At 70.4% G+C, this 24,272-nt stretch carries 22 protein-coding genes; 10 read left to right on the top strand and 12 right to left on the bottom strand.

What is annotated here, in order from left to right:
* Positions 1-2,862: a DNA ligase D gene (gene ligD / locus SFY69_13290; protein ID MDX2133017.1), complete on the top strand. Its 2,862-nt coding sequence runs from the start codon at positions 1-3 to the stop codon at positions 2,860-2,862.
* On the opposite strand, the gene SFY69_13295 is transcribed toward ligD, so the two are convergent.
* The 11 genes from SFY69_13295 to SFY69_13345 all read right to left on the bottom strand — a co-directional run bounded on the left by SFY69_13295 (position 2,807) and on the right by SFY69_13345 (position 11,540).
* Positions 2,807-3,340 carry a hypothetical protein gene (locus tag SFY69_13295; GenBank protein MDX2133018.1) on the bottom strand — a complete coding sequence of 178 codons (534 nt, stop codon included), beginning with the start codon at positions 3,338-3,340 and terminating at the stop codon, positions 2,807-2,809. The genes ligD and SFY69_13295 overlap by 56 nt on opposite strands.
* Positions 3,337-3,957 carry a hypothetical protein gene (locus tag SFY69_13300; GenBank protein MDX2133019.1) on the bottom strand — a complete coding sequence of 207 codons (621 nt, stop codon included), beginning with the start codon at positions 3,955-3,957 and terminating at the stop codon, positions 3,337-3,339. Before SFY69_13300 ends, SFY69_13295 begins: the two co-directional genes overlap by 4 nt.
* Positions 3,954-5,621, bottom strand: coding sequence for a hypothetical protein (locus tag SFY69_13305; protein ID MDX2133020.1), 1,668 nt, complete (start codon positions 5,619-5,621; stop codon positions 3,954-3,956). The genes SFY69_13300 and SFY69_13305 overlap by 4 nt, the downstream gene beginning before the upstream one ends.
* A 61-nt stretch (positions 5,622-5,682) precedes the next feature.
* A complete protein-coding gene (locus SFY69_13310) occupies positions 5,683-6,057 on the bottom strand; it encodes a hypothetical protein (GenBank protein ID MDX2133021.1) in 375 nt (124 codons plus the stop codon).
* Positions 6,054-6,557 carry a prepilin-type N-terminal cleavage/methylation domain-containing protein gene (locus SFY69_13315; protein ID MDX2133022.1) on the bottom strand — a complete coding sequence of 168 codons (504 nt, stop codon included), beginning with the start codon at positions 6,555-6,557 and terminating at the stop codon, positions 6,054-6,056. Before SFY69_13315 ends, SFY69_13310 begins: the two co-directional genes overlap by 4 nt.
* Entirely contained in the window at positions 6,554-7,042 is a 489-nt protein-coding gene (locus SFY69_13320) for a hypothetical protein (protein MDX2133023.1), read from the bottom strand. The genes SFY69_13315 and SFY69_13320 overlap by 4 nt, the downstream gene beginning before the upstream one ends.
* Complete coding sequence (locus SFY69_13325; GenBank protein ID MDX2133024.1) at positions 7,039-7,572, bottom strand: prepilin-type N-terminal cleavage/methylation domain-containing protein; 534 nt, start codon at positions 7,570-7,572, stop codon at positions 7,039-7,041. The genes SFY69_13320 and SFY69_13325 overlap by 4 nt, the downstream gene beginning before the upstream one ends.
* A 7-nt stretch (positions 7,573-7,579) precedes the next feature.
* A complete protein-coding gene (locus SFY69_13330) occupies positions 7,580-8,065 on the bottom strand; it encodes a prepilin-type N-terminal cleavage/methylation domain-containing protein (GenBank protein ID MDX2133025.1) in 486 nt (161 codons plus the stop codon).
* Positions 8,066-8,223: 158 nt separating this feature from the next.
* The gene (locus SFY69_13335; GenBank protein ID MDX2133026.1) at positions 8,224-9,429 is read right to left on the bottom strand and encodes a type II secretion system F family protein; all 1,206 of its coding nucleotides are present in this window, start codon (positions 9,427-9,429) and stop codon (positions 8,224-8,226) included.
* Complete coding sequence (locus SFY69_13340) at positions 9,426-11,096, bottom strand: GspE/PulE family protein (GenBank protein ID MDX2133027.1); 1,671 nt, start codon at positions 11,094-11,096, stop codon at positions 9,426-9,428. Before SFY69_13340 ends, SFY69_13335 begins: the two co-directional genes overlap by 4 nt.
* Positions 11,097-11,138: 42 nt before the next feature.
* Positions 11,139-11,540, bottom strand: a complete 402-nt coding sequence (locus SFY69_13345; GenBank protein ID MDX2133028.1) for a PilZ domain-containing protein — start codon at positions 11,538-11,540, stop codon at positions 11,139-11,141.
* Positions 11,541-11,920: 380 nt separating this feature from the next.
* On the opposite strand from SFY69_13345, the gene rpsB reads away from it, so the two are divergent.
* The 9 genes from rpsB (at position 11,921) to SFY69_13390 (ending at position 20,377) form a co-directional block, all read left to right on the top strand.
* Entirely contained in the window at positions 11,921-12,784 is an 864-nt protein-coding gene (gene rpsB, locus SFY69_13350) for a 30S ribosomal protein S2 (GenBank protein MDX2133029.1), read from the top strand.
* Between the two features lie 123 nt (positions 12,785-12,907).
* Positions 12,908-13,723: a translation elongation factor Ts gene (gene tsf / locus SFY69_13355; protein MDX2133030.1), complete on the top strand. Its 816-nt coding sequence runs from the start codon at positions 12,908-12,910 to the stop codon at positions 13,721-13,723.
* Positions 13,724-13,984: 261 nt separating this feature from the next.
* Positions 13,985-14,308, top strand: coding sequence for a hypothetical protein (locus tag SFY69_13360; protein ID MDX2133031.1), 324 nt, complete (start codon positions 13,985-13,987; stop codon positions 14,306-14,308).
* A gap of 731 nt (positions 14,309-15,039) precedes the next feature.
* Positions 15,040-15,252, top strand: coding sequence for a hypothetical protein (locus tag SFY69_13365; GenBank protein ID MDX2133032.1), 213 nt, complete (start codon positions 15,040-15,042; stop codon positions 15,250-15,252).
* 68 nt (positions 15,253-15,320) lie between these two features.
* A complete protein-coding gene (locus SFY69_13370; protein MDX2133033.1) occupies positions 15,321-15,722 on the top strand; it encodes a hypothetical protein in 402 nt (133 codons plus the stop codon).
* A gap of 197 nt (positions 15,723-15,919) precedes the next feature.
* The gene (locus SFY69_13375) at positions 15,920-16,591 is read left to right on the top strand and encodes a hypothetical protein (protein MDX2133034.1); all 672 of its coding nucleotides are present in this window, start codon (positions 15,920-15,922) and stop codon (positions 16,589-16,591) included.
* Positions 16,592-16,669: 78 nt separating this feature from the next.
* Complete coding sequence (locus SFY69_13380; protein MDX2133035.1) at positions 16,670-17,098, top strand: hypothetical protein; 429 nt, start codon at positions 16,670-16,672, stop codon at positions 17,096-17,098.
* Positions 17,099-17,135: 37 nt separating this feature from the next.
* Positions 17,136-19,751 (top strand): protein kinase, encoded by a 2,616-nt coding sequence (locus SFY69_13385; protein MDX2133036.1) that lies wholly within the window; start codon positions 17,136-17,138, stop codon positions 19,749-19,751.
* A gap of 80 nt (positions 19,752-19,831) precedes the next feature.
* Positions 19,832-20,377 (top strand): DUF5658 family protein, encoded by a 546-nt coding sequence (locus SFY69_13390; GenBank protein MDX2133037.1) that lies wholly within the window; start codon positions 19,832-19,834, stop codon positions 20,375-20,377.
* A gap of 37 nt (positions 20,378-20,414) precedes the next feature.
* Here SFY69_13390 and SFY69_13395 read toward each other — a convergent pair whose 3' ends face one another.
* Positions 20,415-24,266 (bottom strand): protein kinase, encoded by a 3,852-nt coding sequence (locus SFY69_13395; GenBank protein MDX2133038.1) that lies wholly within the window; start codon positions 24,264-24,266, stop codon positions 20,415-20,417.
* Positions 24,267-24,272 lie beyond the last annotated feature (6 nt).

Raw genomic sequence — 24,272 nt, forward strand, 5'->3', positions numbered from 1 at the left:
GTGGCGAAGCGAACACCCGCGCGCCTCGGCGAGTACCGGCGCAAGCGCCGGTTCGAGACGACGCCCGAACCCCCGGGAAAGGCCGGCGCGCGCGGGGCGGGCGCACAGGCCCGGGGGCGCGCGAAGGGCCCGGCGTACGTGATCCAGAAGCACGACGCGACGCGCCTGCACTACGACCTGCGTTTGGAGGTCGGCGGCGTGCTCAAGAGCTGGGCGGTGCCGAAGGGGCCCAGCACGGTCCCCGACGACAAGCGCCTCGCCGTCGAGGTCGAGGACCACCCGCTCGAGTACGGGTCGTTCGAGGGCACGATTCCCCAGGGTGAGTACGGCGGCGGCACCGTGCTGCTCTGGGATCGGGGCACGTGGTCGCCCGCGAACGACGAAGACCCCGCCCGCGCGCTCCGCAAGGGCAAGCTCGAGTTCGAACTGCGGGGCGAGAGGTTGCGGGGCCGCTGGATTCTGATCCGTATGGGCGCACAGGGCGAGGCCAAGCCGCAGTGGATCCTGCGCAAGGTGCAGGACGAGTTCGCGCGAGCCCCCGGCGACGACGATGTGCTGGAGACGATGGCGACGAGCGTCTCGACGGGCCGATCGCTCGAGGAGATCGCCGCGGCGAGCGGCACGCCGGTGAAGTCGAAGAGCGCGACGCCCGTCGAGAGGCCGGCACGATCGCGGCGCACCGCGGCGGAGGCGCCGCCCGAGGCCGACGCCGCCCCCGGCGCAGGCGAGACGCTCGACGTGGGGTCACTGGCGGGCGCGAAGAAGGCGCCGATGCCGCGGAGAATCCGCCCGCAACTCGCGACGCTCGTGGAGCGGGCGCCCACGGGCCCGCAGTGGCTGCACGAGGTGAAGTTCGACGGATACCGCATGCTGGCGCGCGTCACGCGCGAGGGCGTGACGCTGATCTCGAGGACGGGCAAGGACTGGACGCCCAAGTTCGGCGCGATCGCGCAGGGCGTGCGGGCGCTCGGGCTGCCCGACTGCGTGCTTGACGGCGAGATCGTCGCGAGCGACGAGCAGGGGCGTCCGAGCTTCCAGTTGCTGCAGGCGGCGCTCGACGGACGGTCGGGCACGCCCTTGCGGTACTGGGCGTTCGATCTTCCGTTCGCCGCGGGGCACGACCTGCGTGCGTGCGCGCTCGAGGGGCGGCGTGGGGCGCTGCGCACGCTGCTGGAGCGGGCCGGGGATGGTTCTCGGGTGCTGTTCAGCGCGGAGATCCCGGGCGACGGCGCGCGTGTGCTGCGGGAGGCGTGCCGCCTGGGGCTGGAGGGGATCGTGTCGAAGCGGCGCGACGCGCGGTACGTCGAAGGACGGACCAGGTCGTGGGTGAAGTCGAAGTGCTCGAGCCGCCAGGAGGTGGTGATCGGCGGGTTCACGGATTCGACGAACGCGCGGTTCGCCCTGGGGGCGTTGCTCGTGGGGTACTACGACGCGGGAAAGCTGGTGTACGCGGGCAAGGTGGGCACGGGGTTCGATCAGGCGACGCTGCGCGATCTGTCGGTGCGTCTCAGGCCGACGAAGCAGGATCGCCCGCCCTTCGCCGACGCGCCGGCCCGCACGGCGGGCGTGCACTGGGTGCGTCCGACGCTCGTGTGCGAGGTGGCGTTCGCCGAGTGGACCCGCGACGGGCGCCTGCGCCATCCGTCGTTCCAGGGCCTGCGCGAGGACAAGCCGGTGGGAGACGTGGTGCGCGAGCTGCCCAGCGCACTGCGGGCCGCGGATGCGGAGGAAGACGTGGCGGCGGGGGACGTCGGAACGATCGGCGCGGGCCCGCAGGCGAAGGAAGACAAGGCGGGCGATACGCGCAAGGCGAACAAGGCGGGCGACGCACGCAAGGCAAACAAGACCGGCGGGGCGGACGTGACGAACAACGCTGCGAAGCGACGCGTGCCGGCGAAGCGCTCATCCGAACGCCGAACGCGACGCACGAGCAACTCGGGCGATGCGTCGGTGCTGGGCGTGGCGATCACGCACCCGGACCGGGAGGTGTACCCGGACGTGGGCGTGCGCAAGCTCGACCTGGCGCGGTACTACGAAGCGATCGCGCCGTGGCTGCTCGCCGAGTCGCGCGGACGGCCGCTGTCGGTGGTGCGCTGCCCGGACGGGCTGAAGGCCGCGTGCTTCTACCAGAAGAACTGGAAGGACGCGGGCGAGGTCGGCTCGCACGTGACGCGTCTGAAGCTGTCGACGAGCACGATCTCGTGCATCGTGCTGGATGACGCGTCGGGCGCGGTGTGGCTGGCGCAGCGGGGCGCGCTCGAACTGCACTCGTGGGGATGCCGCGAGCCGGACGTCGAGCACCCGGACCGGATGGTGTTCGATCTCGACCCCGGGCCCGACGTCGCCTGGAAACGCCTGCGTGATGCGGCCAAGGACCTGCGCGGGCGGCTGGAGGCGCGCGGGCTTCCCAGCGTAGTGAAGACGACCGGCGGCAAGGGGCTGCACGTGGTGGTGCCCTTGGCGCCGGCAGCGACGTGGGACGAGGTCAAGGAGTTCTCGCGCGGGGTGGCGGAGGAGATGGCGCGCGAAGAGCCCGAGGCGTACGTCGCGACGATGTCGAAGGCGAAGCGGGTGGGGCGGATACTCGTGGACTATCTGCGCAACGCGCGGGGCGCGACGTACGTGGCGCCGTACTCGACGCGGGCGCGCCCGGGCGCGCCGGTGTCCATGCCGCTGGCCTGGGACGACCTGCTGTCGCGCCGTGTGATGCCGATGTGGACGGTGCGCGAAGCGCCGGCGTTCCGTGAGAAGACGCCCGACCCCTGGGCGGAGATGCGGGGCGCCGCGTTGCCCCGGGCAGCGCCCGCTAGCGGGGGCGCAGGCGCAGTTCGTGCGTCGCGCCGGACGCGTGCACGAGGATGACCAGCCCCCGATCGTGATCGATGCGGTCGACGGTCCAGCCCGGTGCGGCGGCGTCGCCCTCGCGTCGGAGCGATCCCCCGACGACGGCCATCGGCGTCGATCCGGCGACCATGATGGACGTGACGCTGATGTCCGGGGGTGCCGGCCGGGCCGACTGATTCGGCACGTGCGTGTTCGCAGGATCGGGTTCGAGCGCGGGCTCGTCCGCCATGACCCGGACCCGCAGCGGCGAGGGGCCAAACGCCTCGCGCGCTGTCGTGTCCATCAGCGACTTGAGTTGCTGCTGCTGGTCGGTCAGGGAGCGCACGGGCGGCAGCATGAGGGGCGCTTGGGCGTCCGTGCCGCCGCCGGCGTGCGCCGATGACGGGGCGCGCACGGGCGTGACGATCGCGACCGCGACGAGGATGATGCAGGGCGCGAACGCGAGTGCCGTCGTCCGCAGCGGGTTGACGAAGCGGGTCGTGCGGTGCGGGATCACGGGCGATCCTCCGCGGAGGCGGGCGGGCGGAGCTTCAGGTGCACGGTGTCGATCGTCGCCGTGAGCACGGGCTCTTCGCCGGGCTGGGTGGGGCCGGTGGCGAGCATGCGCGCGCCCGCGACACGGCTGGCGCCCAGGCGCGTGGCGCAGGCGTCGATGAACCGGGCGATGGACTCGTACTTGCCGATGACCTCGACGGAGTAGGCGACGGACTCGGCCGCGGGCTCGCCCGGCGCCGGTCGCCTGGTCGTCTGGCGCGCGCCCGAGGGCTCGATGCGCTGCAGGCGGACGCCGCAGCCCGATGCCAGCGAGCGCAAGGATTCGTAGAGCTTTCCGGCGTCTCCCGAGGGCGTTGCCCAGCGGTAGATGGCGTCCAGGCGTGCGCTCAAGGAGCTCACGAGCGGGCGAAGTTCGCTCTCGCCCAGTTCGCCCGATTCGTACAGGTCGATCTCGGCCGCCGCGGCGCGCAGCGTCGCACGCCGGTCGGCGGTCTGCTCCTGCTGGGGGCGCACCAGCACGAGCCACGCGCCCGACGCGACCACGCCGGCCACGACGGTGCGCACGATGTGGGTTCGCCATCGGAGGTGGTTCAGCCGCACGGGCCGCGCGCCGGTCACGGGGCGTCCTCCGCAATGGCCGCCACCATCGGCGCGGGGGGGAGTGTCGGGGTCGTCCGCACCTGGGCGGCGATCTGGAACTGGCGTACCTCGGTCCCGCCCACGATCTCCGATCGCGTGGACACGATGCGCGCGGATTCCACCATCGGCGAGCGGCTGAGGCGGTCGAGGAACGAGGACACGGCGTCATCGCCCGAACGCCCCGCCTGCGGCCACGCGGTCCCGCGCAGCAGCAGCAGCATCCCGGGTGTGTCCTTGCCCGGGCTCGTGTTGAGTTCGGCCAGCTCGACACTCCCTCCCGAGAGACGCGACAACTCCCCCAGCACCGCGAGCCAGCCCGGGGCCGCGGCCAGTGTCTGCTCCGCGGCGTGGGTCGCCCCGCCGAGCTCGACCGACAGCGCCCGGGCACGCTCTCGCAGTTCGCGCACGTGCCGGATCGCCTGGGCCCGCGGCTCGAGCGCCGCGATCTGCGATTCCACCCGCGCTCGTGCGTGGTCGCTCTCGACGTACAGCAGCGCGACCAGCCCGAGCGACGCCGCCGCCCCGGCGTACGTCAGCCCTCGCAGCCTGCGATCCATCCGCCGCACGTGCTCGTTGTGCGGGACGAGCATGCACCGGCGCCCTCCCAGGCGCACCGCGGCCTCGAGGTCGCCCTCCGTGTGCAGGCACGACGCGTCGTCGCGGGGTTCGCCCTCGCCGTGCAGACGCGCCAAGGGCCAGTCCATCTGGCCGGAAAGGAACTCGAACAGGCCCGGGATTCCCGCGCCCGGCCCGTTCACCCACACGCTCGCGCGGGGGGCTTCCTGCTCAGGGATGCCGAAGCGGAGCGTCTGCTTGATCTCGACGAGCAGGCGCTGCAGCACCGACTGCATGAGCGGCAGCACCGCGTCGGCGTGCAGCGTGCTCCCGAGTTCCACGGTCTGCCCGCGGTGCGGGATGCCCACCGACGCGAGCAGCCGGCGCGCCGCCTCGCGGTCCATCACCGCCGCTGATTCGGCGCTCGCGCGGATGAAGGCCTCGGCGAGCTGCGCGAACCCCAGGTCCACACAGCGGACGAACTCCAGACGCCCGCCGACCCACGCCGCGAGCACCGTCGCGTGCTCGTCGAGCCACACGAGCCCCTGCGCGCCGGTGGTGGGAAGCTCGGCGCCGGCGTCGAGCGCGGCGCGGATGAGCACCGCCCGGCTGGGCAGGATCCCCACGATGTCGAGCCCGGCCCGAGACACCCAGCCCGAGATCGACTCGGCCGTGTCGTGCGTTTCCGCCGCCAGCAGCATCTGGCTGCGCACGCGCCCGTCCGCACGCTCTTCGTGCAGCGACTCGGTCAGCGTGAGCCACCGGCTCGGGTCGCGGATGGTCTCGCGCAGGGCGAGCGTGGCGGCCTGCAGCGCGGCGGCGCCACGCAGCGGCACCGCGCCGACGTCCACGAACGTCTCCGGGGCGGCGTACACGACCCGGCAGCTCGCCCCACCGCGCACATCCATCGCGCCCAGCAGCCCGCGCAGCGGGGCGTCCAGCGGACGCAGCCCCTTCTCCCAGTGCTCGGCCCACAGCCCGGGATCCAGCGGGATGCGGTCGAGCCTCGACAGACGCGACCCGTTCACCACGCCCACCCGCATCGCGGTCGGGGTCAGCCCGATCAGAATGTTCTGACGCTGCAGCATCCGGTCTCCGAAAGCGGTCCATAACGTCATCGACACGCCGCGACGCCGACTTGTCCGCCGGTCAAGGGGAGTCGACGAGCGTGACGACCACGCGCCGCTGGCCCAGCCCGCTGCGTCCGAGAATCACCACGTCGCCGGGCTCGCCAGCGCCGGGCGCCCGCTCGACGGTCGCCTCCGCGTCGGCGAACGTCAGCACCGAGCCCGCGCCGGGGGGGGCCAGCCCCTCGCCGGCCAGTCGCACCGCGACGATCGCCCCGCTCTCGGCGGCGTAGAAGGCGCGGAGCGTTTCCAGGCGCATCGCGCCCACGTGCACGTCGTCCGCCGACGCCCGGACAGCCCCGAGCACCGCGAAGTTGATGATCGCGAGCATGACGATCACCGCCGCGACGCTCGCGCCGCGCGCCCACCGGCGGGACATGGTGCGGGCGCTGCTCATCCGGTCATCCTCGCGCGGGCCATCACCGCCGTGCGCAGTTCGAACTCGCCGACGCGCAGGCGCACGCCGAATCGCTGGGTGAGGGCCGGGCTGGCGGCGGCGGAGGTGACGCCGTCGTCCGCCAGGTACTCGACGACGAACGCCTCGACGCCCTCGCAGAGCGTGGATTCCGATCCGTCGGCCGCACGCAGGCGCAGGGTGGTGCCGGAGAGCTCGAGCCCGCGCCCGTCGCTGAAGCGGACGCGCTGCGGCTCCGCGATCACGACGCCCACGGACGCATCGACGCCCCCCACGGGGCAATCGCGCAGGAGGCGCACCGTGCGCTCGAGGGCATAGGCAGCGCGTTCGGCCGTGGCGCGCGTGCGGACGGCGCCGGCGTACGCGTCGGTCGCGCCGTGCACGATTGGGAGGGTCATCGCGCCGACCACGCCCAGCACCGCGATCGACACGACGGTCTCGACGAGCGTGACGCCCCGGGATGGTGCTCGACGACGTGTCACAGGCTGGTCACCATGGCTTCGATGCGCACGTCGATCGGCGTGCTGTCCGCCTGCGACGGGAACGTCACGCGGACCCCGACCACGCGGAAGATGTTGAGCCCGGCATCGGCGTTCACCGCGCCGGCGGAGTCCACGAGCGGGCCGATGTCGACGTCGTACGTGAAGCCGAGGGCGGCGTACCCGTCCGACATCGGCGCGAGGCGCGCCCGAAGGCCCGTGGCGGGCGTGTCGAGGTATGTCGCCTCGCTCGCCAGCGCGCCGAAGCCCAGCGACGCGTGCGGGCTCGCGACGTCGGCGAGGATCGTCTCCATGACGCCCGTGGCGAGCGAGGAGGCGCGGACGGCGTTGACGGCGTCGGCGCGCCGGGCGGCCGATTCGCCCAGCCACGAGACCGTCGCGGGCACGCTGATCGCCAGCACGACGATCGCCACGACCGCCTCGAGCAGGCTGAACGCGCGCCGGGTGTGGGTGCGTCCCCGTGTCATCGGGTGATCGCTCCGGAGCCGGCGTGGATCGTCAGCGTTCGTCCCCCGCTGAGCGAGAGGGTCGCGTCGGTGGCGAGCGCTCCGACGAGCGAGCCCGTGCCGGTGCGGGCCTGGGGCGTGCCGTCGAACGCGAACCAGATCGTCGCGCCGTCGCTTCCCGGCGCGTGCACGGACACGGCGTCGAGGGTCGCGCCGGGAAAGAGCGAGCCGAGGTGCACCGCGGGCGACGGCTGGCCGAGCGGATCGGTGGCCGCGCCGGGAAGATCGCCCGCGTTGAGGATCTCGATGGTCTCCAGGGTCTGCGCGGGCACATCGATGCGCACGCCGACGGGCCTTCCCGCGGCGAGCGCCCTGGCCCGCGCGTCGAGGAGAATGCGCTCGACCTCGTCGGCCGCCGCCGCGTGGCGTGCCTCGCCCATCACCGACAGCGAGGGCGCCGCCAGCATCGCGAGGATCGCCGTGATGATGACCACCAGGCTCATCTCGAGGAGCGAGAACCCGCGTCGATGGTCGGTCGCAGCCCGGTGCATTCGTTGCTCACAACTGGTTCGCGGCTTTGAAACCCCCGGCCCCGTTGGTGACGGTCGTCTGCTCGGACGAGTTCGCGTAAAAGATGGCTGCGGGGGGCGTGGCGGCGTTGTCCACGTAGTAGTTCCACCCGTACGTCGTCGGGTTCACGACCGTCCGCGCCTGCGCCTGCGCGAGCGAGACGGCCTGGACCGTCGCCAGCCCGTTGAAGGGGTTCGTCGGCATCTCCGACTGCATCACCGTGCCGGCGGTGGTGAGCTGCACCAGCGTGGGGAAGGGGTCGTTGCCGGCGAGCACCTGGCGGGAGCGGTACCCCGCCAGGCCCGACCGCACCCCGCCGAGCGAGCCCTGCAGCGATGCGCTGCGCGCCTCGTCGGTCACGCCGCCGAACTGCGGGATGGCGATCGCCGCGAGGATCCCCACGATGACGACGACGATCATCACCTCGACAAAGGTGAACGCGGGCCGCAGGGCCCCGAGCGAGCAGAGTCTCATAGCGAGTCCATCGGCCGTGCGCGGGAGAGAGTTGCCCGGTGCCGGCCACCCCCGGACCGGTCGCGTCCGCGCACTGCCGAGGACGTCGTCCGTAGCGGGTGTGCGGCGTGCGCCGCGTGGGCCGGCTCTGCGGCGTGTGGCGCGCACCCCGCCCGTGTTCATTGCGAGATCGAGGCCACCTTCCACATCGGCAGGAAGACCGCGAGCGCCACCAGCAGCACGATGGCCGCCAGCGCGACGGTGATCAGCGGCTCGATGATCGTGCTCACGTTCTTGGTGAGGTGCGAGGCGTCCCGGTCGTAGTACCGGGCCACGACCTCGCAGGATCGGGCCAGTTCGCGCGAGTCCTTGCCCGCGCCGAGCATGCGCACCGCGAAGCTCGGGAGGTACGCGCTCCCGCGGATCGCCTCGACGAACGGCTCGCCCGTGCGCAGGCGCTCTGCGATCGCCTGGCACTCCTGCGCGAAGAGCGGGCGGCCGGTGGCACGCCCGCCGATGCGGACGCTCTCGACAAGATCGAGCCCCGACGTGAGACTGATCGCGAGGACGCGCGCGAAGCGCCCCGCGGTGATCGCGATGATCACGTCGCGGAGATAGGGCACCCGGAGGAACACACGCTCGAACGCCGCGCGACCCCATGGACGCATCCACGCGACCGTGACGCCGACGACCGCGAACGCCGCCGCCGCCACGAGCTCCGCCCATGAGGCCTGCGCCCCCTGCCCCACGGCCTGCAGCACCCGGGTCGCCAGCGGGAGCTGCGCCTGCTGCGCCGCGAACGTCTCGGCGAACTTCGGGACCACCAGCACGACGATCACCCCGACGGCGATGGCGACCACGCCGATCACGATGAGCGGGTACGCCAGCGCCCGGCGCACCTGCTGACGCACCTCGAGCTGGCGCTCGAGCAGGTCCGCCAGGTGCGTCATCACCGCGGCGAGGTTCCCCGATTTCTCACCCGCTCGGATCGTTTCGACGTACACGTCCCCGAAGATCGCCCGGTGCTTCTCGAGCGCGTCGGTCAGCGGCTGCCCGGATTCGATCGCCGCCGCCATGGCGCGGACGATGTCCGTCAGCGGGCCGCGCCCCGCGTCCTCCGCGATGGACGCCAGCCCGCGGTCCAGCGGGATCCGTGCCTCGGTCAGCACGGCGAGTTCGCGCGTCAGGCCCACCACGTCCGTCAGCTTCACCCGCGGCGCCGAGAACAGCGGCGCGCGCTCGCGCCGCTCGCGGATCTCGAGGGGCGTGAGACCCCCGCCCACGATCCGGCGGTAGGCGTCGGGCTCGTCCGTCGCGAGCAGGCACCCGCGGCGCGAGACGCCCGCCCCGTCGGTGGCTGTGTAGTCGTAGTTCCGCAGGCTCACGCCGCCCTCCGCGCGTGACGCCCGCTCGGGTTGCCCTCGGCGCGGAACTCCAGCGCATCGCCCAGCCAGACCTCGCCCCGGGCGGCCTTTGCCAGCGCGTCGTCCCACATCGAGCGCATGCCGTCGGCCCGCGCCGCGAGTTCGATCTCGTGGCGCGGCGCGTGCCGATCGAGCGCTTCGTGCAGCGCCGCGGTCACGCGCAGCATCTCGAACGCGCCGACGCGCCCCTTGAACCCGTTGTTGCGGCACTCCGGACACCCGACCGGCCGGCGGAACGTCGCCCCGGGGGCCTCGACCGCGCCCAGGAGCGTGCCGTCGTTCTCGGCCTGGGCGCACGCGGGGCACAGGCGCCGGAGCAGGCGCTGCGCGATCACGCACAGCAGGGCGTTGGACACCGCGAACGTGGGGACGCCGAAGTCGGCGAGCCGGGCCAGCGCGCCCACCGCGTCGTTCGTGTGGAGCGTGGAGAAGACCAGGTGCCCGGTGAGGGCGGACTGCACGGCGATGCGCGCGGTCTCCTCGTCGCGGATCTCGCCCACCAGCACCACGTCCGGGTCCTGGCGCAGCACGCTGCGGAGCGCGCTCGCGAAGGTGAGACCGATCTCGGTGTTCACCTGCACCTGGCGCACCAGCGGGAGGCGGATCTCGACGGGGTCCTCGATCGTGACGATGTTGACATCGGGCGCGTTCAGCTGCGCGATGGCGGTGTAGAGCGTCGTGGTCTTGCCCGAGCCCGTCGGGCCGGTCACGAGGATCATCCCGTGCGGGCGGGCGATCGCCGCCTGGTACCACGCGCTGATGTCCGGGGGCATGCCCAGGTCCGCGACGCTGCCGATCGTGGAGGCCGACCGCAGCAGGCGCATCACCACGTTCTCGCCGTGCACCGTCGGGAGCAGCGACAGGCGCACGTCGACCGCGACGTTGCGGTGCACGTAGCGGAACTTCCCGTCCTGGGGCTTGCGCGTCTGCGCCAGGTCGAGGCGCGCCATCACCTTGAGCCGCTGCACGATGCCGGCGTGGCTGGAACGGGGCGGGCCCTGCTGCGGGCGCAGCGCCCCGTCCACCCGGTGACGCAGCACGAGGTCGTGCTCGTCCGGGTTGATGTGGATGTCCGAGGCGCCCGCCTCGATCGCGCCCGCCAGGATCTGGTTCACCGCCGCCACGATCGGCTCGTCCCCGGTCGTGAGCGTGAGTTCCTCGTTTGCCTTGTCGGCGCCCGCGTCCCCCTCGCGCGACATCGAGTACGCGCGGGTGATCAGCGCGCGCAGTTGCTCGGCGTCCGCCACGACCGGGTCGACGTCGGTCTTGACGACCTGGCGCAGCTGGTCGACCGCCTGCAGGTTCAGCGGGTCGAGCATCGCGACGGTCGTGGTGTCGCCGAAGCTGAAGATCGGGAAGACGCACAGGCGCTCCGCCACCGCGCGCGGGAGCAGTCGCGTGTTGCGGAAGTCCACCTCGTAGTGCGAAAGGTCGACGAACGGGTACTCGCAGATCTTGGCCTTCGCGATCGCCAGCCGGCGGGACGTCACGATGCCCAGCGAGGCCAGCGAGTCCAGCAGGTCTCCGCCGCCCGAAACAGCGTGCTCCGTCGCGCGCCGGACGTCCTGCTCGGTGACGACGCCGTCGGCGAGCAGCGTGCGAACCACGAAATGGCGAGAGTCCATCATGCCCCGCCCGCTCCTCTGCAGCCCGTCGAACGACGTCTCATGTCAGTGCCCGTCCATCCCCGCCAGCAGCCCGATGAGCGCAGCGAGCTGTGCGTCGGCCTGCGGCGTCTGCGCCTCGAACGCGCAGCCCATGAGGTACGCCGGGCGACGATCCGTCATGCACACCCGCTGCACCCGCGCCGTGCACTCGAGCAGCGTCGGGGGCGTGTCCCCCTGCCCCAGCACCCGCACGCGCAGCAGCACCCGCCTCGGAAAGAAGATCGAGGAAATGAACCCCAGACCTCCGGTCGCGAGATCCACCACGTCGACGTCCAGCCAGCCGTTGCGCACGCCCGACGCCGTCGTCAGACGCACGCCGCCAACCTGCTCGTCGATCACCGACACCATGCCGCGCAGACAGACGTCGTAGCGGATCGAGTTGCGCACGATGACAGGCGGTTGCATCGAACACCCCAAAGAAACCGCGGGCCCGCTTCCGGGGGCACGCCTCGGTCGTGCTGAACTCGACACAACCGCCGCGCCGGTTGACGCGAAGAAGCGGAAAAGTCCGCGCGACCGGCGCCGGCCCCCCGTTTGACCGGAACCGTCATTTCATTTGCCGCCCCCCATGCCGGGTTCCTACGATGGAGGACTCGCCGAAGGGTTTGTCGGCGGGTCGGGCCCGGAGATAGGGTGATCTCCGGGCGTGACGTTGTACTTTCGTTCGGGTCGAGTTTCTCGACCAAACCGAAGCGCCCTCACGCGTGTTCAGGCCGCGCAAGGCACCCGTGCCTTGACGGCCCGCCGACCCGAGCACGCGGGTGTCGCTGCCAGCAGGTGTCATCATGGCAAACACGCTCGTTCAAGACCTCGTCGAATCCGGGATTCACTTCGGGCAACGCTCCAGCGGGTGGAACCCGAAGATGCAGCCGTTCATCTACGGCAAGCGCAACGGGATTCACATCATCGACATCAAGGAGACCATCAAGGGTCTCCTGCTCGCGAAGAAGTTCCTCACGAAGATCGTGAGCGAGGGCAAGGACGTGTGCTTCGTCGGCACGAAGCGCCAGTCCAAGAGCGTCCTGGAAACCCGCGTGCCCGACGTCAAGATGCACTACGTGACGGAGCGCTGGCTGGGCGGCACGCTGACGAACTTCCGCACGATCCGCCTGCGCCTCAAGCGCCTCGAAGAGCTCGACGCCATCGAGGCCAACGACAACTTCGCGTCCTACTCCAAGAAGATGGAGAGCCAGCTCAAGCGCGAGCAGAAGAAGATCAAGCGCAACCTCGACGGCATCCGGCGCATGGAGAAGCTCCCGGGCGCCATGGTCGTGGTCGACGTGCGCCACGAACTCACCGCGCTCAAGGAAGCCCGCAAGCTCGGCATCCCGACGATCGCGCTCATCGACACCGACGGCGACCCCGACCTCGCCGACATCGCCATCCCCGGCAACGACGACTCGATGCGCTCGATCGACGTCGTGATCCGCGAGCTGTGCCTCGCGATCGCCGAGGGGCGCGAGCAGCGCAACGCGGCGACCGCGGCCCAGGAAGCGGGCGCCAACGCCGCTCCCGACCAGGGCACGCAGCAGCCCCGGCGCAGCCGTCGCGCGCAGTTCCGCGCGGAAGACGCCGTGACCGCGCCCGACGGGCACGAATCGCCGGCTCCCGCGGCGGCGCCCACGCAGGCCGGTGCGCCCACGACGTGATCGAGCCGGCACGCCGGCCCGATCGAACCGCCGCGTCTTCCCAGTCCCCCATAGCGAGCATCCGCTCACCGAATCGACGACCGTTCCCCGCGCCCCCGAGCGCCGTTTTACACGAGGTTTTCCATGGCCGAGATCAGCGCAAAAGATGTGATGGCCCTCCGCAACATGACCGGGCTCTCGATGATGGCGTGCAAGGCCGCCCTCGCCGAGGCAGGGGGCGACCTGGAGAAGGCCCAGGACATCCTGCGCAAGCAGCTCAAGGGCAAGATGGACACGAAGACGGACCGCGCAGCGGGCGAAGGGCGCATCGCGATCGCCCGGTCGCGCGAGGCCGCCACCATGGTCGAACTGCGTGCCGAGACCGACTTCACCGCCAAGAACGAGATGTTCATCCAGGCGACGCAGAAGTGCGCCGATCTCGCCCTCGCGGCCCACGCGGGCGACGTGCCCGCGACCGCCGAGATCACCGCGCTCATCGACCAGCTCCGCATCTCCACGGGCGAGAACATCTCCTTCGCGCGCGGGCACAAGCTGCTGCAGGACCCCTCCTCGGGCGGCTTCGGGACGTACGTGCACCACGACGGGAAGACCGGCGTGCTCGTGCAGGCCGAGGGCAGCGTGAACGAGGACGTGCTCAAGGATGTGTGCATGCACATCACGGCGGCCACGCCCCGGCCGATGGGCGTCACCATCAACGACATCCCCGCGGACCTGGCCGAGAAGGAACGCCGCTTCCGCGTCGAGCAGGCGATGGAATCCGGCAAGCCGCAGCAGATCGCCGAGAAGATGGTCGAGGGCGCCATGCGCAAGTTCTTCGAAGAGCGCGCCCTGCTCGAGCAGCCGTTCGTGCGCGACGAATCCAAGAAGATCAAGGACCTTCTGGGGCCCAAGGCGACCATCGTCGCGTTCTACCGCTGGCAGGTCGGCGTCGCCGACTGATCTGATGGACGTGTACCCCGCGCACCGGGCGACGACGCACGCCGCACGATGGTGGTAATGCGCGCCGGCAAAGTCGCGCGCACGCCGTCCGCGCGACGGTCAGTCGCCTCGATACGCGTTCCCAAAGCAAAAGCGATCGACCGGAACTTCCCGAACGCGTGGTCAAACGTCCCGGCCGCACGCACCGTGGCGCGCGCCGAACTCGCGTCGGCGGACGCAACGCCGAACACCCGCCCGCACACATCGCGGACTACCGGGAAAATGGGCGCAACAGGACTCGAACTCCCCCCAAAACCGCCGAGAAAACCGGGGGTATCGACTTCGACCGGCGCAGATTCCGGCGCACGGAATGACGATCCGGCCCTTCCGACCCCGCCGGGCACGTGCTCGGATGCCCCCGCGAGCCCGCACCCCGACCCCGAGCCCGACGCACCCACCGACCCCGACCTGCACGCCGTCGTCGCGGCCTGGCCCGACCTGCCCCCCGCGATCCGGGCGGGCGTGCTGGCGCTGGTGCGGGCGGCGGTGCCCGGGGGTGGCGATGAACCCGCACGACGCACACGGGCGGGCGTGGCGGCCCGCTGACGCAAGCCCGCGCCCGGACCCGATTGACGCCGGGCCGACGCACGAGCCCCGCACGGGCGGCCCTGGTGCCGCTGGCGATTGGAGCGGTCGGACAGGCCCCTACCCGCGGCAATGTGACCGGGTTTGCCTTGTTCTCATTGTTCCGGATTATTGCATGCTCGCATGCTGGGGGTGTCGTTGTCCGGGCGTGTTGTCAGTCGCCAACCTCCTCGCTCATCGTCATTGATACCCCGCCCCCGTGTGAAGGCGCCTAGACGGTCGTGTTCACCAACGCATGCGGCAGCGAGACGAATCGTCCAGCCTACTCCGGCTCCGAACTGGACACTCATTCGGCGAGTGCTTCGATCAGGATGACACCGACCTGCTCACCCAGGTCGTCGGCGCGCCGTGCCCCTAAGCCCGCGCCCGCCCGCAATCGTCCCTCGTTCCGCCGGCGGAGTGGTCCGGGCTGTCTTGTCGCGCCTATCGAGTGACGGGCGAGCGGGAGCGGTCTGCGCTGAAGCGGGCTCAAGACGCGGTGCTTCTGTCGGGACGAAGGATGCGCGACGAGCTCGTCCGCGTGGAGCTCCGCGAACGCGGCGAGCCCCGCGGCCTCGCACGTCCACCCACCGGCCGCGAACCGCGGCACGCACCACGTTCGTCGGCAGGTGACGAAGAAAAAAGTGAATCTCGGCGCGCCAATCTCGACGCGGCCGGCCTGTCTGGGTTGAACCCAGCACAGGAGCCGAGCCATGGAGAACGCGAACCCGACCCCCGACCCCGTCACCCCCCTCCCTGAACGCACCCGCCGCTGGCTCTCCGAACAGCAGCGTTCCCTCGATGAACTCGCCCGCCTCGACGACACCCGCGCCGCGCTGCGTGAGTTGGTCCGAGATCTCCGCGCCCGGCTGTTGCGGGCCGAGCGAGCCGTGTCTGTCCACTCGAATCCGTCCGCACGTGTTTGAGCCCGTCTCCCCGCGTCGGCGGTGTTCGCCGGCGCATCAGTGAGGTTCTTGCAAGGAAGGAGCCCGTCATGTTTGGTTCTCGCACGATCGCCGCTTCTCTCGTCGCTCTCTCGTCCCTGACCCTGAGCCCCGGCGCGCTGGCCGCGGCCCCGGCGCCGGCGTCCGCCGCCCCGGCGATGCAGGTGCCCCCGCCGCGCAGCGCCGTCACGGGCCGCGTGCAGGCCTTCGCGACCAACACCTACACGACCTTCCTCGTGGCCGGCCAGTTGACCATCATCGCCGGCAAGGGCGACGGCAGCACCGACCTGGACATGGCCGTGTACGACCCCGCCGGGCGCCTGGTGGCGTGGGATTTCCGCGCCGATGATCGCATGCTCGTGAACTTCATCCCCATGCGTACCGGGATCTACCGCATCGAGATCCGCAATCGCGGGCGTTGGTTCAATGACTTCGCCCTGGGCATCTGGTAGTTCCTTGTTTCGCGTCCCCCGATCGGCGACTCGCCGGTCGGGGGGCATTCGTTAGAGTCTCGCACGCTCGAACCGCTGGAGGCCGGGAGATGCACACCGTACAGCCCGTGTCATACGCTGGAACGACGCATACCACGGCGTTGGGGCCGCTCCGGCTGCGTCGAACCGGCACCGAATCGACGGACACAGCACGCGGCATGGATTACTTCCCGACCACTCGGTTCACGTGGATCGACGAGGAGCTCGGGCGCGGCGAGGCTGGGCGCGCGTCGCTCAACGCGTTTCTGATGGATGTCTATGCCGAGCCACTGAAGGCGTACTTCCTGGGAAGCTCGGCTCGGTTCAGCGGCATGGACGCGGATGATGCCATCAACGGCCTGTTCGCGGCGTGCCTCGGCCGTCCGACGTTCGTCGCCGAGTGGCGCGCCAGCGGGATGCGTCTGCGACGCTGGCTGATGAACGCGCTATGGCTGCACCTGCGAACGCTCCGCACCGCCCAGCGACGCGAGGCGTGGCGGACGGGCCCGCTCGACGCCCTGCCGACGGAGCCGCCCGCGGCCGAGCGTTCGCTCATGGAGATCAAGTTCGTGCAGAGTCTCGTCGGGTCCGCGATGGAGCGCACGCGCCGACGGTACGAGACGCTCGACATGCCGTCGCACTGGGACGCGTTCGTCGCCTTCCGTGTGCGAGGAGAGTCCTGCGAGAGCATCGCGGCCCGGTTGGGAAAGTCGCCGGGCCAGACCCGCGTGATGATTCGCGGCGTCGGCGCCCACTTTGCGCAGGCGGTGCGCGACACGCTCGCCCGCGACGGCGCCGCACCCGACGAGATCGACGCCGAGATTCAGCAGTTGTTGTCCCGCACGTCCTGATCGCCCAACAGGAAGGAGCACGCGGTGAGTTCCTACCCGCCCTCGCACACTGGCCCAGTTCGACCGATGCTCGATGGGGTGAAGAGTGCATCGCTGCTGCACCTGGCTCTCAGCCGGCGAGACTCGGCGATGCGCTCCTTGGTGGATCGACTCCGCGCGTCGGACGGGGCGCGCTGGTTCCGCGGCGCGGCGCATTCCGCGCCGGGACTGTTTTCCATCGAGTCGCTGCTGCGGGGCGAGTCCGTCACCCTTGCCCAGATTCGAGATCTCAAGTCCACCGCCAAAGCGCTCATCGCGGGGGGAAGCACGCCGGACGAGATCCTTCGAGGCCGGCTCGTGTACATCCTGAGCGTGGCGGCGGCGCTCGCGCACCATCGTGTCTATGTGTCCGAGCTGCCGCGTGAGGAGATGCTCGATCTGTTCGGCGAGCTGGCGTCCTCGCTGCCGGCGCCGTGGGATGAACTCGTAGGACTGGCGGACCTGCGACTCGAGGCGGAGTTGAAGTGAGCGCCGGCTGCTCCGGCGCTGGTACGATGTTCTCGTGATGGCGCGCGAGGGGGAGTTCGTCGGTCACTTTCGCATCGAGCGCGAGCTCGGTCGCGGCGGCATGGGTGTGGTGTATCTCGCCGTAGACGAGCGATTGAGGCGCCGCGTCGCGCTGAAGACGCTCGCGCCCCGATACGCCCGGGATGACCGGTGGCTCAAGCGGCTGGCCATCGAGGCCGAGCGGCTGGGCACGCTCAACCACCCGCATATCGCGGTGATCTACGAGCGCCTGGATCTGGATGACGGCAACAGTTACCTGGTGATGGAGTACGTTGAGGGCAGCACCTTGCGACACCGGCTCGAGCGCGGCCGCATCGATCTGACCGAGGCGATGTCGTGGACTGCGCAAGTTGCCCGGGCCTTGGAGGCGGCGCACAACCGGAGCATTGTGCATCGGGATGTCAAGCCTGAGAACATACAGATTCGAACTGACGGTGTCGTCAAGGTGCTTGATTTCGGACTCGCGCTCGAAACGCCGCCTCTTCAGGCGGGGACGGATGTCCCGACGCGTGTCGGCGATTCTGCGGGGCACGGCTGGGTCGCCGGCACCCCCGGCTATATGAGTCCCGAGCAGGCGCGGGGACGTCCCGTCGATCGACGCTCCGACGTCTTTTCCTTCGGGTGCGTTCTGTTCGAGAGCATCACGGGCCGACCGGCGTTTGCTGGTGCGAGCGAGTCCGATCGCATCGCCGCGACCCTTCAGGACGAGCCCGATTGGGACCTGCTTCCGGCCTCCCTTCCCGCTGGCATCCGCGACCTGCTCTCCCACTGCCTCGAGAAAAACCTGATTGATCGACTGGTGGACATCTCGTCCGCTCGCTATCAACTTGAGGTGTGCGCTGGGCAGCGATCGCAGCACCGCTCGCGCCCTGCGCCGCCGCCCCCGAACAACCTGCCAGTGTCGATGCAGAAGTTCATCGGGCGATCCGAGATCGTCGACCGCCTCATCCCGATGCTGGCGACGCTGCGGCTCATCACAATCGTCGGTGCAGCCGGTTGCGGCAAGACCTCGCTGGCAATCCGGATTGCCACGGGGCTGCTGCAGGATCGGACGTGCGCGGCGTGGTTCGTCGACCTGACATCCGCGGAGAGCCCCTCCCACGTGCCGGGTGTGCTCGGAGCAACCATCGGGGTTGCGCCAGGGGGCGATCAATCCGTGCTGGAGGCGGTCAAGTCGGCGCTCGCCGTGCACGAGACGCTGCTCATTCTTGACAACTGCGAGCATCTCCTCCCGGCCCTCACGAGCCTCGTGGCGGAGCTTCTGAAGTCATGCCCGCGCCTGCGGATTATGGCAACGAGCCGCGAAGTGCTCGGCCTGCCCGCGGAGCAGGTGTTCTTCCTGCCGCCCCTGGCGCTGCCGGGAGACGTCACCGGCGGCGTTGATGCAGAGACGTTGCAGGCCGAGTCCGTCCAGCTTTTCATCGAGCGAGCACGCCTTGTCCGACGCGAGTTCGATCCGCGCGGCGCAGCCCTGGCCGCGGTCGCCAGGATCTGCCAGCGACTCGACGGCATTCCACTCGCAATCGAGATCGCGGCCGCGCGAGTCCGAATGCTCACACCGGAACAGATCGAGCAGAGGCTCATGCTCATCGTCGGCGGTGCGCAGGCGATCAAGGCGGAGCAGGACTCCGTGTCACGACACGCGACGATGGAAGCCGCGCTCAACTGGAGCTATCGGCTGCTCAGCGACGAAGACCGTCTGGCGCTCCATCGCCTCGAAGTCTTTGCGGCGAGCTTCACGCTCGAGGCCGCGCAGTCCGTCCTCGAACAGGAAGATCTGGTCACGCTCGAGGTCCTGACGCGGCTGGGTGACAAGTCGCTCTTGGTGGTTGACATGCCCAACGTCGACAGCGGCAACCCGGGAGAAACTCGGTTCCGGCTGCTCACGCTGGTGCGCGAGTACCTGGCCGCCATCCGCCTGAAGCCCGGCAAGTCGCCCCTTCCGCCCGAGAGTGTTGCGTACGCGACCGTCGTCCGGCAGATCACCAAGGACATCGCCTGGTCACGGGTGTGCGAAGCCCACCTTCTCTACTGCGAGCAACTCGCCAAGCGAATCGAGTCCGGCCTCATGACCGACGCGGCGGCCTCGCGCGCGATGCTGGTCGCGGAACGTCCGAATCTCATGGCCGCGATGCGGTACGCGTTAGGGCCGGACCACCCGGGAAATCGGGGCTTCGAATACGCCAATCGACTGCGACGCCTCTGGAAGGCCGTGTTCACCTCCCAGAGTGAGGCCGACCGACGGTCCGCGCTTCCCAAGCCGGACGGAAGCACCGTCGGATCATCGCTGGCTGAGCGGTTCCTTCAGCTCGCGCGCGGTGCCCCGTTCCCGGACGATCCGCGAGCGTTCCTCGAGCGGCACGGGCTCTCGCGCCCCCAGCTGGAGCAGTACAGGGACGTGGCCATGGAATGGGTCGCAAAGCCATCGACGCCCGACGACGCGGTGCGAGGCCGCCTCGCGTATGTGCTCTGTGTAGCCGCCGCGCTCCACCATCACGGCACGATGATCTCCGACCGCCCGCGCGAGGATCTCTTGCGGCTGTTCGACTCTTCGTTGCCGCTCTGCCCGCCCGAATGGCAGGGCCTGCTGTCAGCCGCCTATCAGCGGCTCTAGCCGCTCGATCATTTTGGTCCGCGTCCCGCGCCAACTTCGCCGATGTGTGCCTGTCTCGGCCGACACCCAGGAGGTCGGCCATGTCGGTCAAACTCTCGCCCCGCGCACTCTCGCACCGCATCTCGACCGGCGCCGCGCGCCGCCTGCTGCCCGCCGGCTTGCGCGTGACCTCCCCGGCCCGCCCCGGCGCCGCCGTCACACTCCTCCGGCCCACGCGCGCAAGCCGATTCCTCGGGCCGCGTGCCCTCCGCCGGCGCATGCACCGCGTGTCGCTCCTGTTGGTCGTGACCGTCGCGTGCGGCGTGCTCGACCTCGGGCTCACGCTCGGCTTCATGTACTCCGGCGGCATGTACGAGGACAACCCCCTCGTGCACTGGCTGCTCGCCTCGACCGGGTCGGGCCTCAGCGTCGTCGCCCTGCGCCTGGGCACCCTGGCCATCGCCGTGGGCGTGCTCTACGCGCTCCGCCGTCAGCGCCGGGCCGAGATCGGCGCCTGGATCGTCGCCCTCGCCCTCGCGTGCGTCGTCGTGCGCTGGGTTGCCTACCTCGACGAGGCACGCGAACGCCAGGACGCCATCCACGCGGCGATCGCCTCGAACGAACTCGGCTTCGCCCGCGTGCGCTAGCGCGGCTCGGACGCCGCTGTCTCTCAGCGGCACGCGCTCACTGAGGCGGCACGCCCATCGCGTCCGCGCCGCCGGCCCGTTGCTCCGCCAGCCAGGCACGCACGATCGCCCCGCCGTCCTCGCCGCGCTGCTTCGCCGCACGCTCCGCGTACCGGATGCGATACGGCACACTGTCCCACACCCGTGCGGTGCTGTCATCCGACGCGGTCACGATCCGGCTGCCGTCGGGGCTGAACGCGACCGACAGCACCCGGCTCGTGTGGCCCTTGAGCTCGGCCAGGTTCGCCCCCGTCGCAGCGTCCCACACCCGCGCGGTATGGTCATCCGACGCGGTCACGATTCGCGTGCCGTCCGGGCTGAACGCGGCGGAAATCACGTCGCCCGTGTGCCCCTTGAGTTCGGCGAGGCTCGCGCCGGTGGCCGCGTCCCACACCCTCGCGGCTCTGTCATGCGACGCGGTCACGATCCGCGTGCCGTCGGGGCTGAACGCGGCGGACCGGACCCAGGCCGAGTGCCCCCTGAGCTCGACCAGGCTCGCCCCCGTCGCGGCGTCCCACACCCGGGCGGTAGCGTCATCCGAAGCCGTGACGATCCGCGTGCCATCCGGGCTGAACACGGCTAAGTTCACTTCCGCTGTGTGCCCTGTGAGTGTCGCGACGGTCACCCCCGTTGCGGCATCCCACACCCGCGCGGTGGTGTCATCCGACGCGGTCACGATCCGAGTCCCGTCGGGGCCAAACGCGGCGGAACTCAACTCGCTTGTGTGCCCCGTGAGCTCGTGCAAGCTTGCTCCCGACTCGACGTTCCATATCCGCGCACTGCCATCGCGTGAAGCCGTTAAGATGTGGGTGCCGTCGGGGCTAAAAGCCGCTGAAATGATCCGCGCAGTGTGCCCCCTCATCTCGGCGATTGACTCGCCCGACTCGGCGTCCCACAACTGCGAGGTACCGTCATCCGAAGCCGTGACGACCCGCTTACCGCCGGGGCTGAAGGCGGCGGATATCACCCTTTTCGTGTGACCCCTGAGTTCGGTCAGCAACGCTCTTGTACCCGCATCCCATACCCGCGCGGTTCTGTCCCGCGACGCGGTCACAATCCGCGTTCCGTCCGAGCTGAACTTGGCGGACGTCACGCTCTCGGTGTGGCCCTTGAGTTCGGCCAGGCTCGCCTCCGTAACCGCGTCCCATACCCGCGAAGAGCCGTCCCATGAGGCCGTTACGATCCGCGAGTTGTCGGGACTGAACGAGGCTGAAACTACCAATTCGGTATGTCCTTTCAGTTCAACAAGCGACACGCCGGAAATGGCACTCCACGCCCTGGCAGTACCGTCATCCGAAGCCGTGACGATCCGCGTGCCGTCGGAGCTAAACGCGGCGGACCTCACCGCGCTCGTGTGCCCCCTGAGCTCCGCTACAGTCGCCCCCGTCGCGGCATCCCACACCCGCGCGGTGGTGTCATCCGACGCGGTCACGATCCGTGTGCCGTCCGGGCTGAAGGCGGCGGAGCGCACCCATTCCGTGTGCCCCGTGAGTACGGCGAGGGAGGCCCCCGTGGCCGCATCCCACACCCGCGCGGTGCGGTCACCCGACGCGGTCACAATCCGCGTGCCGTCCGGGCTGAACGCGGCGGAGTACACCGAGCCCGTGTGCCCCTTGAGTACGCCGAGGCTTGCGCCGGTGGCCGCGTCCCACACCCGCGCGGTGCGGTCCCACGACGCGGTCACGACCCGTGTGCCGTCCGGGCTGAACGCGGCGGAGCGCACGAACTCCGTGTGCCCCGTGAGCTCCGCCACGCTCGCCCCGGTGGCCGCGTCCCACACCCGCGCGGTGTTGTCATGCGACGCGGTCACAATCCGCGTGCCGTCCGGACTGAACGCGGCGGAGGACACCCCGCCCGTGTGCCCCGTGAGTTCGGTGAGGCTTGCGCCGGTGGCCGCGTCCAACACCCGCGCGGTGTTGTCACCCGACGTGGTCACGATCCGCGTGCCGTCCGGGCTGAAGGCGGCGGAGGACACCCCGCCCGTGTGCCCCGTGAGTTCGGTGAGGCTTGCGCCGGTGGCCGCGTCCCACATCCGCGCGGTGAAGTCATCCGACGCGGTCACGATCCGCGTGCCGTTGGGGCTGAACGCGGCGGAGTACACCGAGCCCGTGTGCCCCATCAGCGCGGCGAGACTGTTGTCGGCGCTAGCGTCGAGCCAGCGCCACTCCCACCCGCGTCGATGGGGCGGGCAGGCGTCGAGCCGCTGGCGCACCCGGTCGAACAGCCGCATCTCCAGGGCCGCCGCGGCCATCTCGACGTTGGCTACGTAGGAGTTCCTGGCGATCGTCTCGGCAGCTGCCACCGCGGCGTCTCGCTGCCGCTCCGCATCCGCCTGTGCGGCTCGCGCCAGGTCTCGAGCGTCTCGTACGTCCTTGAGCGCCTCTTCTAAGTTTGAGAACTGCACTTCCGCGAGCAAGGAGAGGTCGAGCGCCCGCTGTTCCTTCCTCGTGAGTGGTGGATCAAACGCGGAATCGGCTCCGTACAGCCGATCGAACAGACCGCTTGCATCGCCCAGGTTCCGGCCGGGGGTGCCCTGCGTCATGATGTCCAGCGGTCGCTCCAGGAAGCCGATCATCCGATCGCTCTCTCGCAATCGTGCCATCGCGATCCGCGACTGCCACATGACCGCGACGAAACCGATGACGAACGTCCCGGCTACGACAGCGGCGGCGACAACCGGCCCTTTGTTGCGCCTCAGGAACTTCTTCGCCAGGTATCCCCGGCTGGGCGGGGCGGCCTCCAGCGGCCTGCCCGCGAGGTAGTTCCGCACGTCGTCGGCCAGGTCTGTCACCGACCGGTACCGCTCGGTGCGCTCCTTCCGCAGCGCCTTGAGGGGAATCCACTCGAGCTCGCTCCGCAGTTGGCGAGCGAGTTCGTCGAGCCGCGCCCGCCGTGCCTCCGCCGCCCGCGTGCCCTGCTCGGCCTGGCGGCTGAGCTTTGTGCTCGGCTTGGGGGGTTCATCCTCGCGGATGATGCGGCGGATCTCGGCCAGCCCCCTCGATCGCAGTTCCCGTGGGTCGAACGGCACCGCGCCCGTGAGCAGTTCGTACAGGATGACGCCCAGCGAGTAGACGTCGCTCCGTGTGTCGATGTCCTGCACGGTCATCTCGGCCTGCTCGGGGCTCATGTACTCGGGCGTGCCGATCAGCACGCCGTGCTGCGTGAAGATCGTGTGCTGCGTCAGCGGCTGCGCGGTGGCCTTCGCGATGCCGAAGTCGATGATCTTCGGCACGGCCTCGCCCGACTCCCGCACGGTCACGAGGATGTTGTCGGGCTTGAGGTCGCGGTGAATGACGCCCTTCGTGTGCGCGTGCGCGACCGCGTCGCAGACCCGGGCGAAGAGCTCCAGCCGGTCGGTGATGCTCAGCCGGGCCGTGTCGCAGTGCGTGGTGAGCGGCACGCCGGGGACGTACTCCATCACGAAGTACGGGCGCCCCGCCTCCGTCACCCCACCCTCGAAGATCTTCGCGATGTTCGGATGGTCCATCAGCGCGAGCGCCTGGCGCTCGGCCTCGAACCGCGCGATGATGGCTTTGGTCTCCAACCCGGGCTTGATGACCTTGATCGCGACACGCCGACGCATCGGCTCGGTCTGTTCCGCCAGCCACACTTCGCCGAAGCCGCCCTCGCCCAGGCGCGACAGCAGCCGGTACGGCCCGATCCGGTCCCCGGCCTTGGCGCCGGTGGGCTCGCCCCAGAGGGCCGCGGAACTGATGTCGTGAACAGTCGGGCCCTGCGCGCCTGCGCCAGTGCCGCCCCCGACCCCGCGCGCGTCGCCGCCCGGCGAGTCACCCGAATCGCCGCCGGCTCCGCCCGCCGTGCTCGCCGTGTGGTCGTCCCCGCCTGCCACCGGTGC

Source organism: Planctomycetota bacterium (genome assembly GCA_033763975.1).
Classification (GTDB): domain Bacteria; phylum Planctomycetota; class Phycisphaerae; order Phycisphaerales; family UBA1924; genus RI-211.

Excerpts from the sequence above, each read along its gene's own strand:
- SFY69_13305 (MDX2133020.1), bottom strand. The coding sequence starts at position 5,621 with ATGCTGCAGCGTCAGAACATTCTGATCGGGCTGACCCCGACCGCGATG.
- SFY69_13310 (MDX2133021.1), bottom strand. The coding sequence starts at position 6,057 with ATGAGCAGCGCCCGCACCATGTCCCGCCGGTGGGCGCGCGGCGCGAGC.
- SFY69_13320 (MDX2133023.1), bottom strand. The coding sequence starts at position 7,042 with ATGACACGGGGACGCACCCACACCCGGCGCGCGTTCAGCCTGCTCGAG.
- SFY69_13325 (MDX2133024.1), bottom strand. The coding sequence starts at position 7,572 with ATGCACCGGGCTGCGACCGACCATCGACGCGGGTTCTCGCTCCTCGAG.
- SFY69_13330 (MDX2133025.1), bottom strand. The coding sequence starts at position 8,065 with ATGAGACTCTGCTCGCTCGGGGCCCTGCGGCCCGCGTTCACCTTTGTC.
- SFY69_13340 (MDX2133027.1), bottom strand. The coding sequence starts at position 11,096 with ATGATGGACTCTCGCCATTTCGTGGTTCGCACGCTGCTCGCCGACGGC.
- SFY69_13345 (MDX2133028.1), bottom strand. The coding sequence starts at position 11,540 with ATGCAACCGCCTGTCATCGTGCGCAACTCGATCCGCTACGACGTCTGT.
- rpsB (MDX2133029.1), top strand. The coding sequence starts at position 11,921 with ATGGCAAACACGCTCGTTCAAGACCTCGTCGAATCCGGGATTCACTTC.
- tsf (MDX2133030.1), top strand. The coding sequence starts at position 12,908 with ATGGCCGAGATCAGCGCAAAAGATGTGATGGCCCTCCGCAACATGACC.
- SFY69_13360 (MDX2133031.1), top strand. The coding sequence starts at position 13,985 with ATGGGCGCAACAGGACTCGAACTCCCCCCAAAACCGCCGAGAAAACCG.
- SFY69_13365 (MDX2133032.1), top strand. The coding sequence starts at position 15,040 with ATGGAGAACGCGAACCCGACCCCCGACCCCGTCACCCCCCTCCCTGAA.
- SFY69_13370 (MDX2133033.1), top strand. The coding sequence starts at position 15,321 with ATGTTTGGTTCTCGCACGATCGCCGCTTCTCTCGTCGCTCTCTCGTCC.
- SFY69_13375 (MDX2133034.1), top strand. The coding sequence starts at position 15,920 with ATGGATTACTTCCCGACCACTCGGTTCACGTGGATCGACGAGGAGCTC.
- SFY69_13385 (MDX2133036.1), top strand. The coding sequence starts at position 17,136 with ATGGCGCGCGAGGGGGAGTTCGTCGGTCACTTTCGCATCGAGCGCGAG.
- SFY69_13390 (MDX2133037.1), top strand. The coding sequence starts at position 19,832 with ATGTCGGTCAAACTCTCGCCCCGCGCACTCTCGCACCGCATCTCGACC.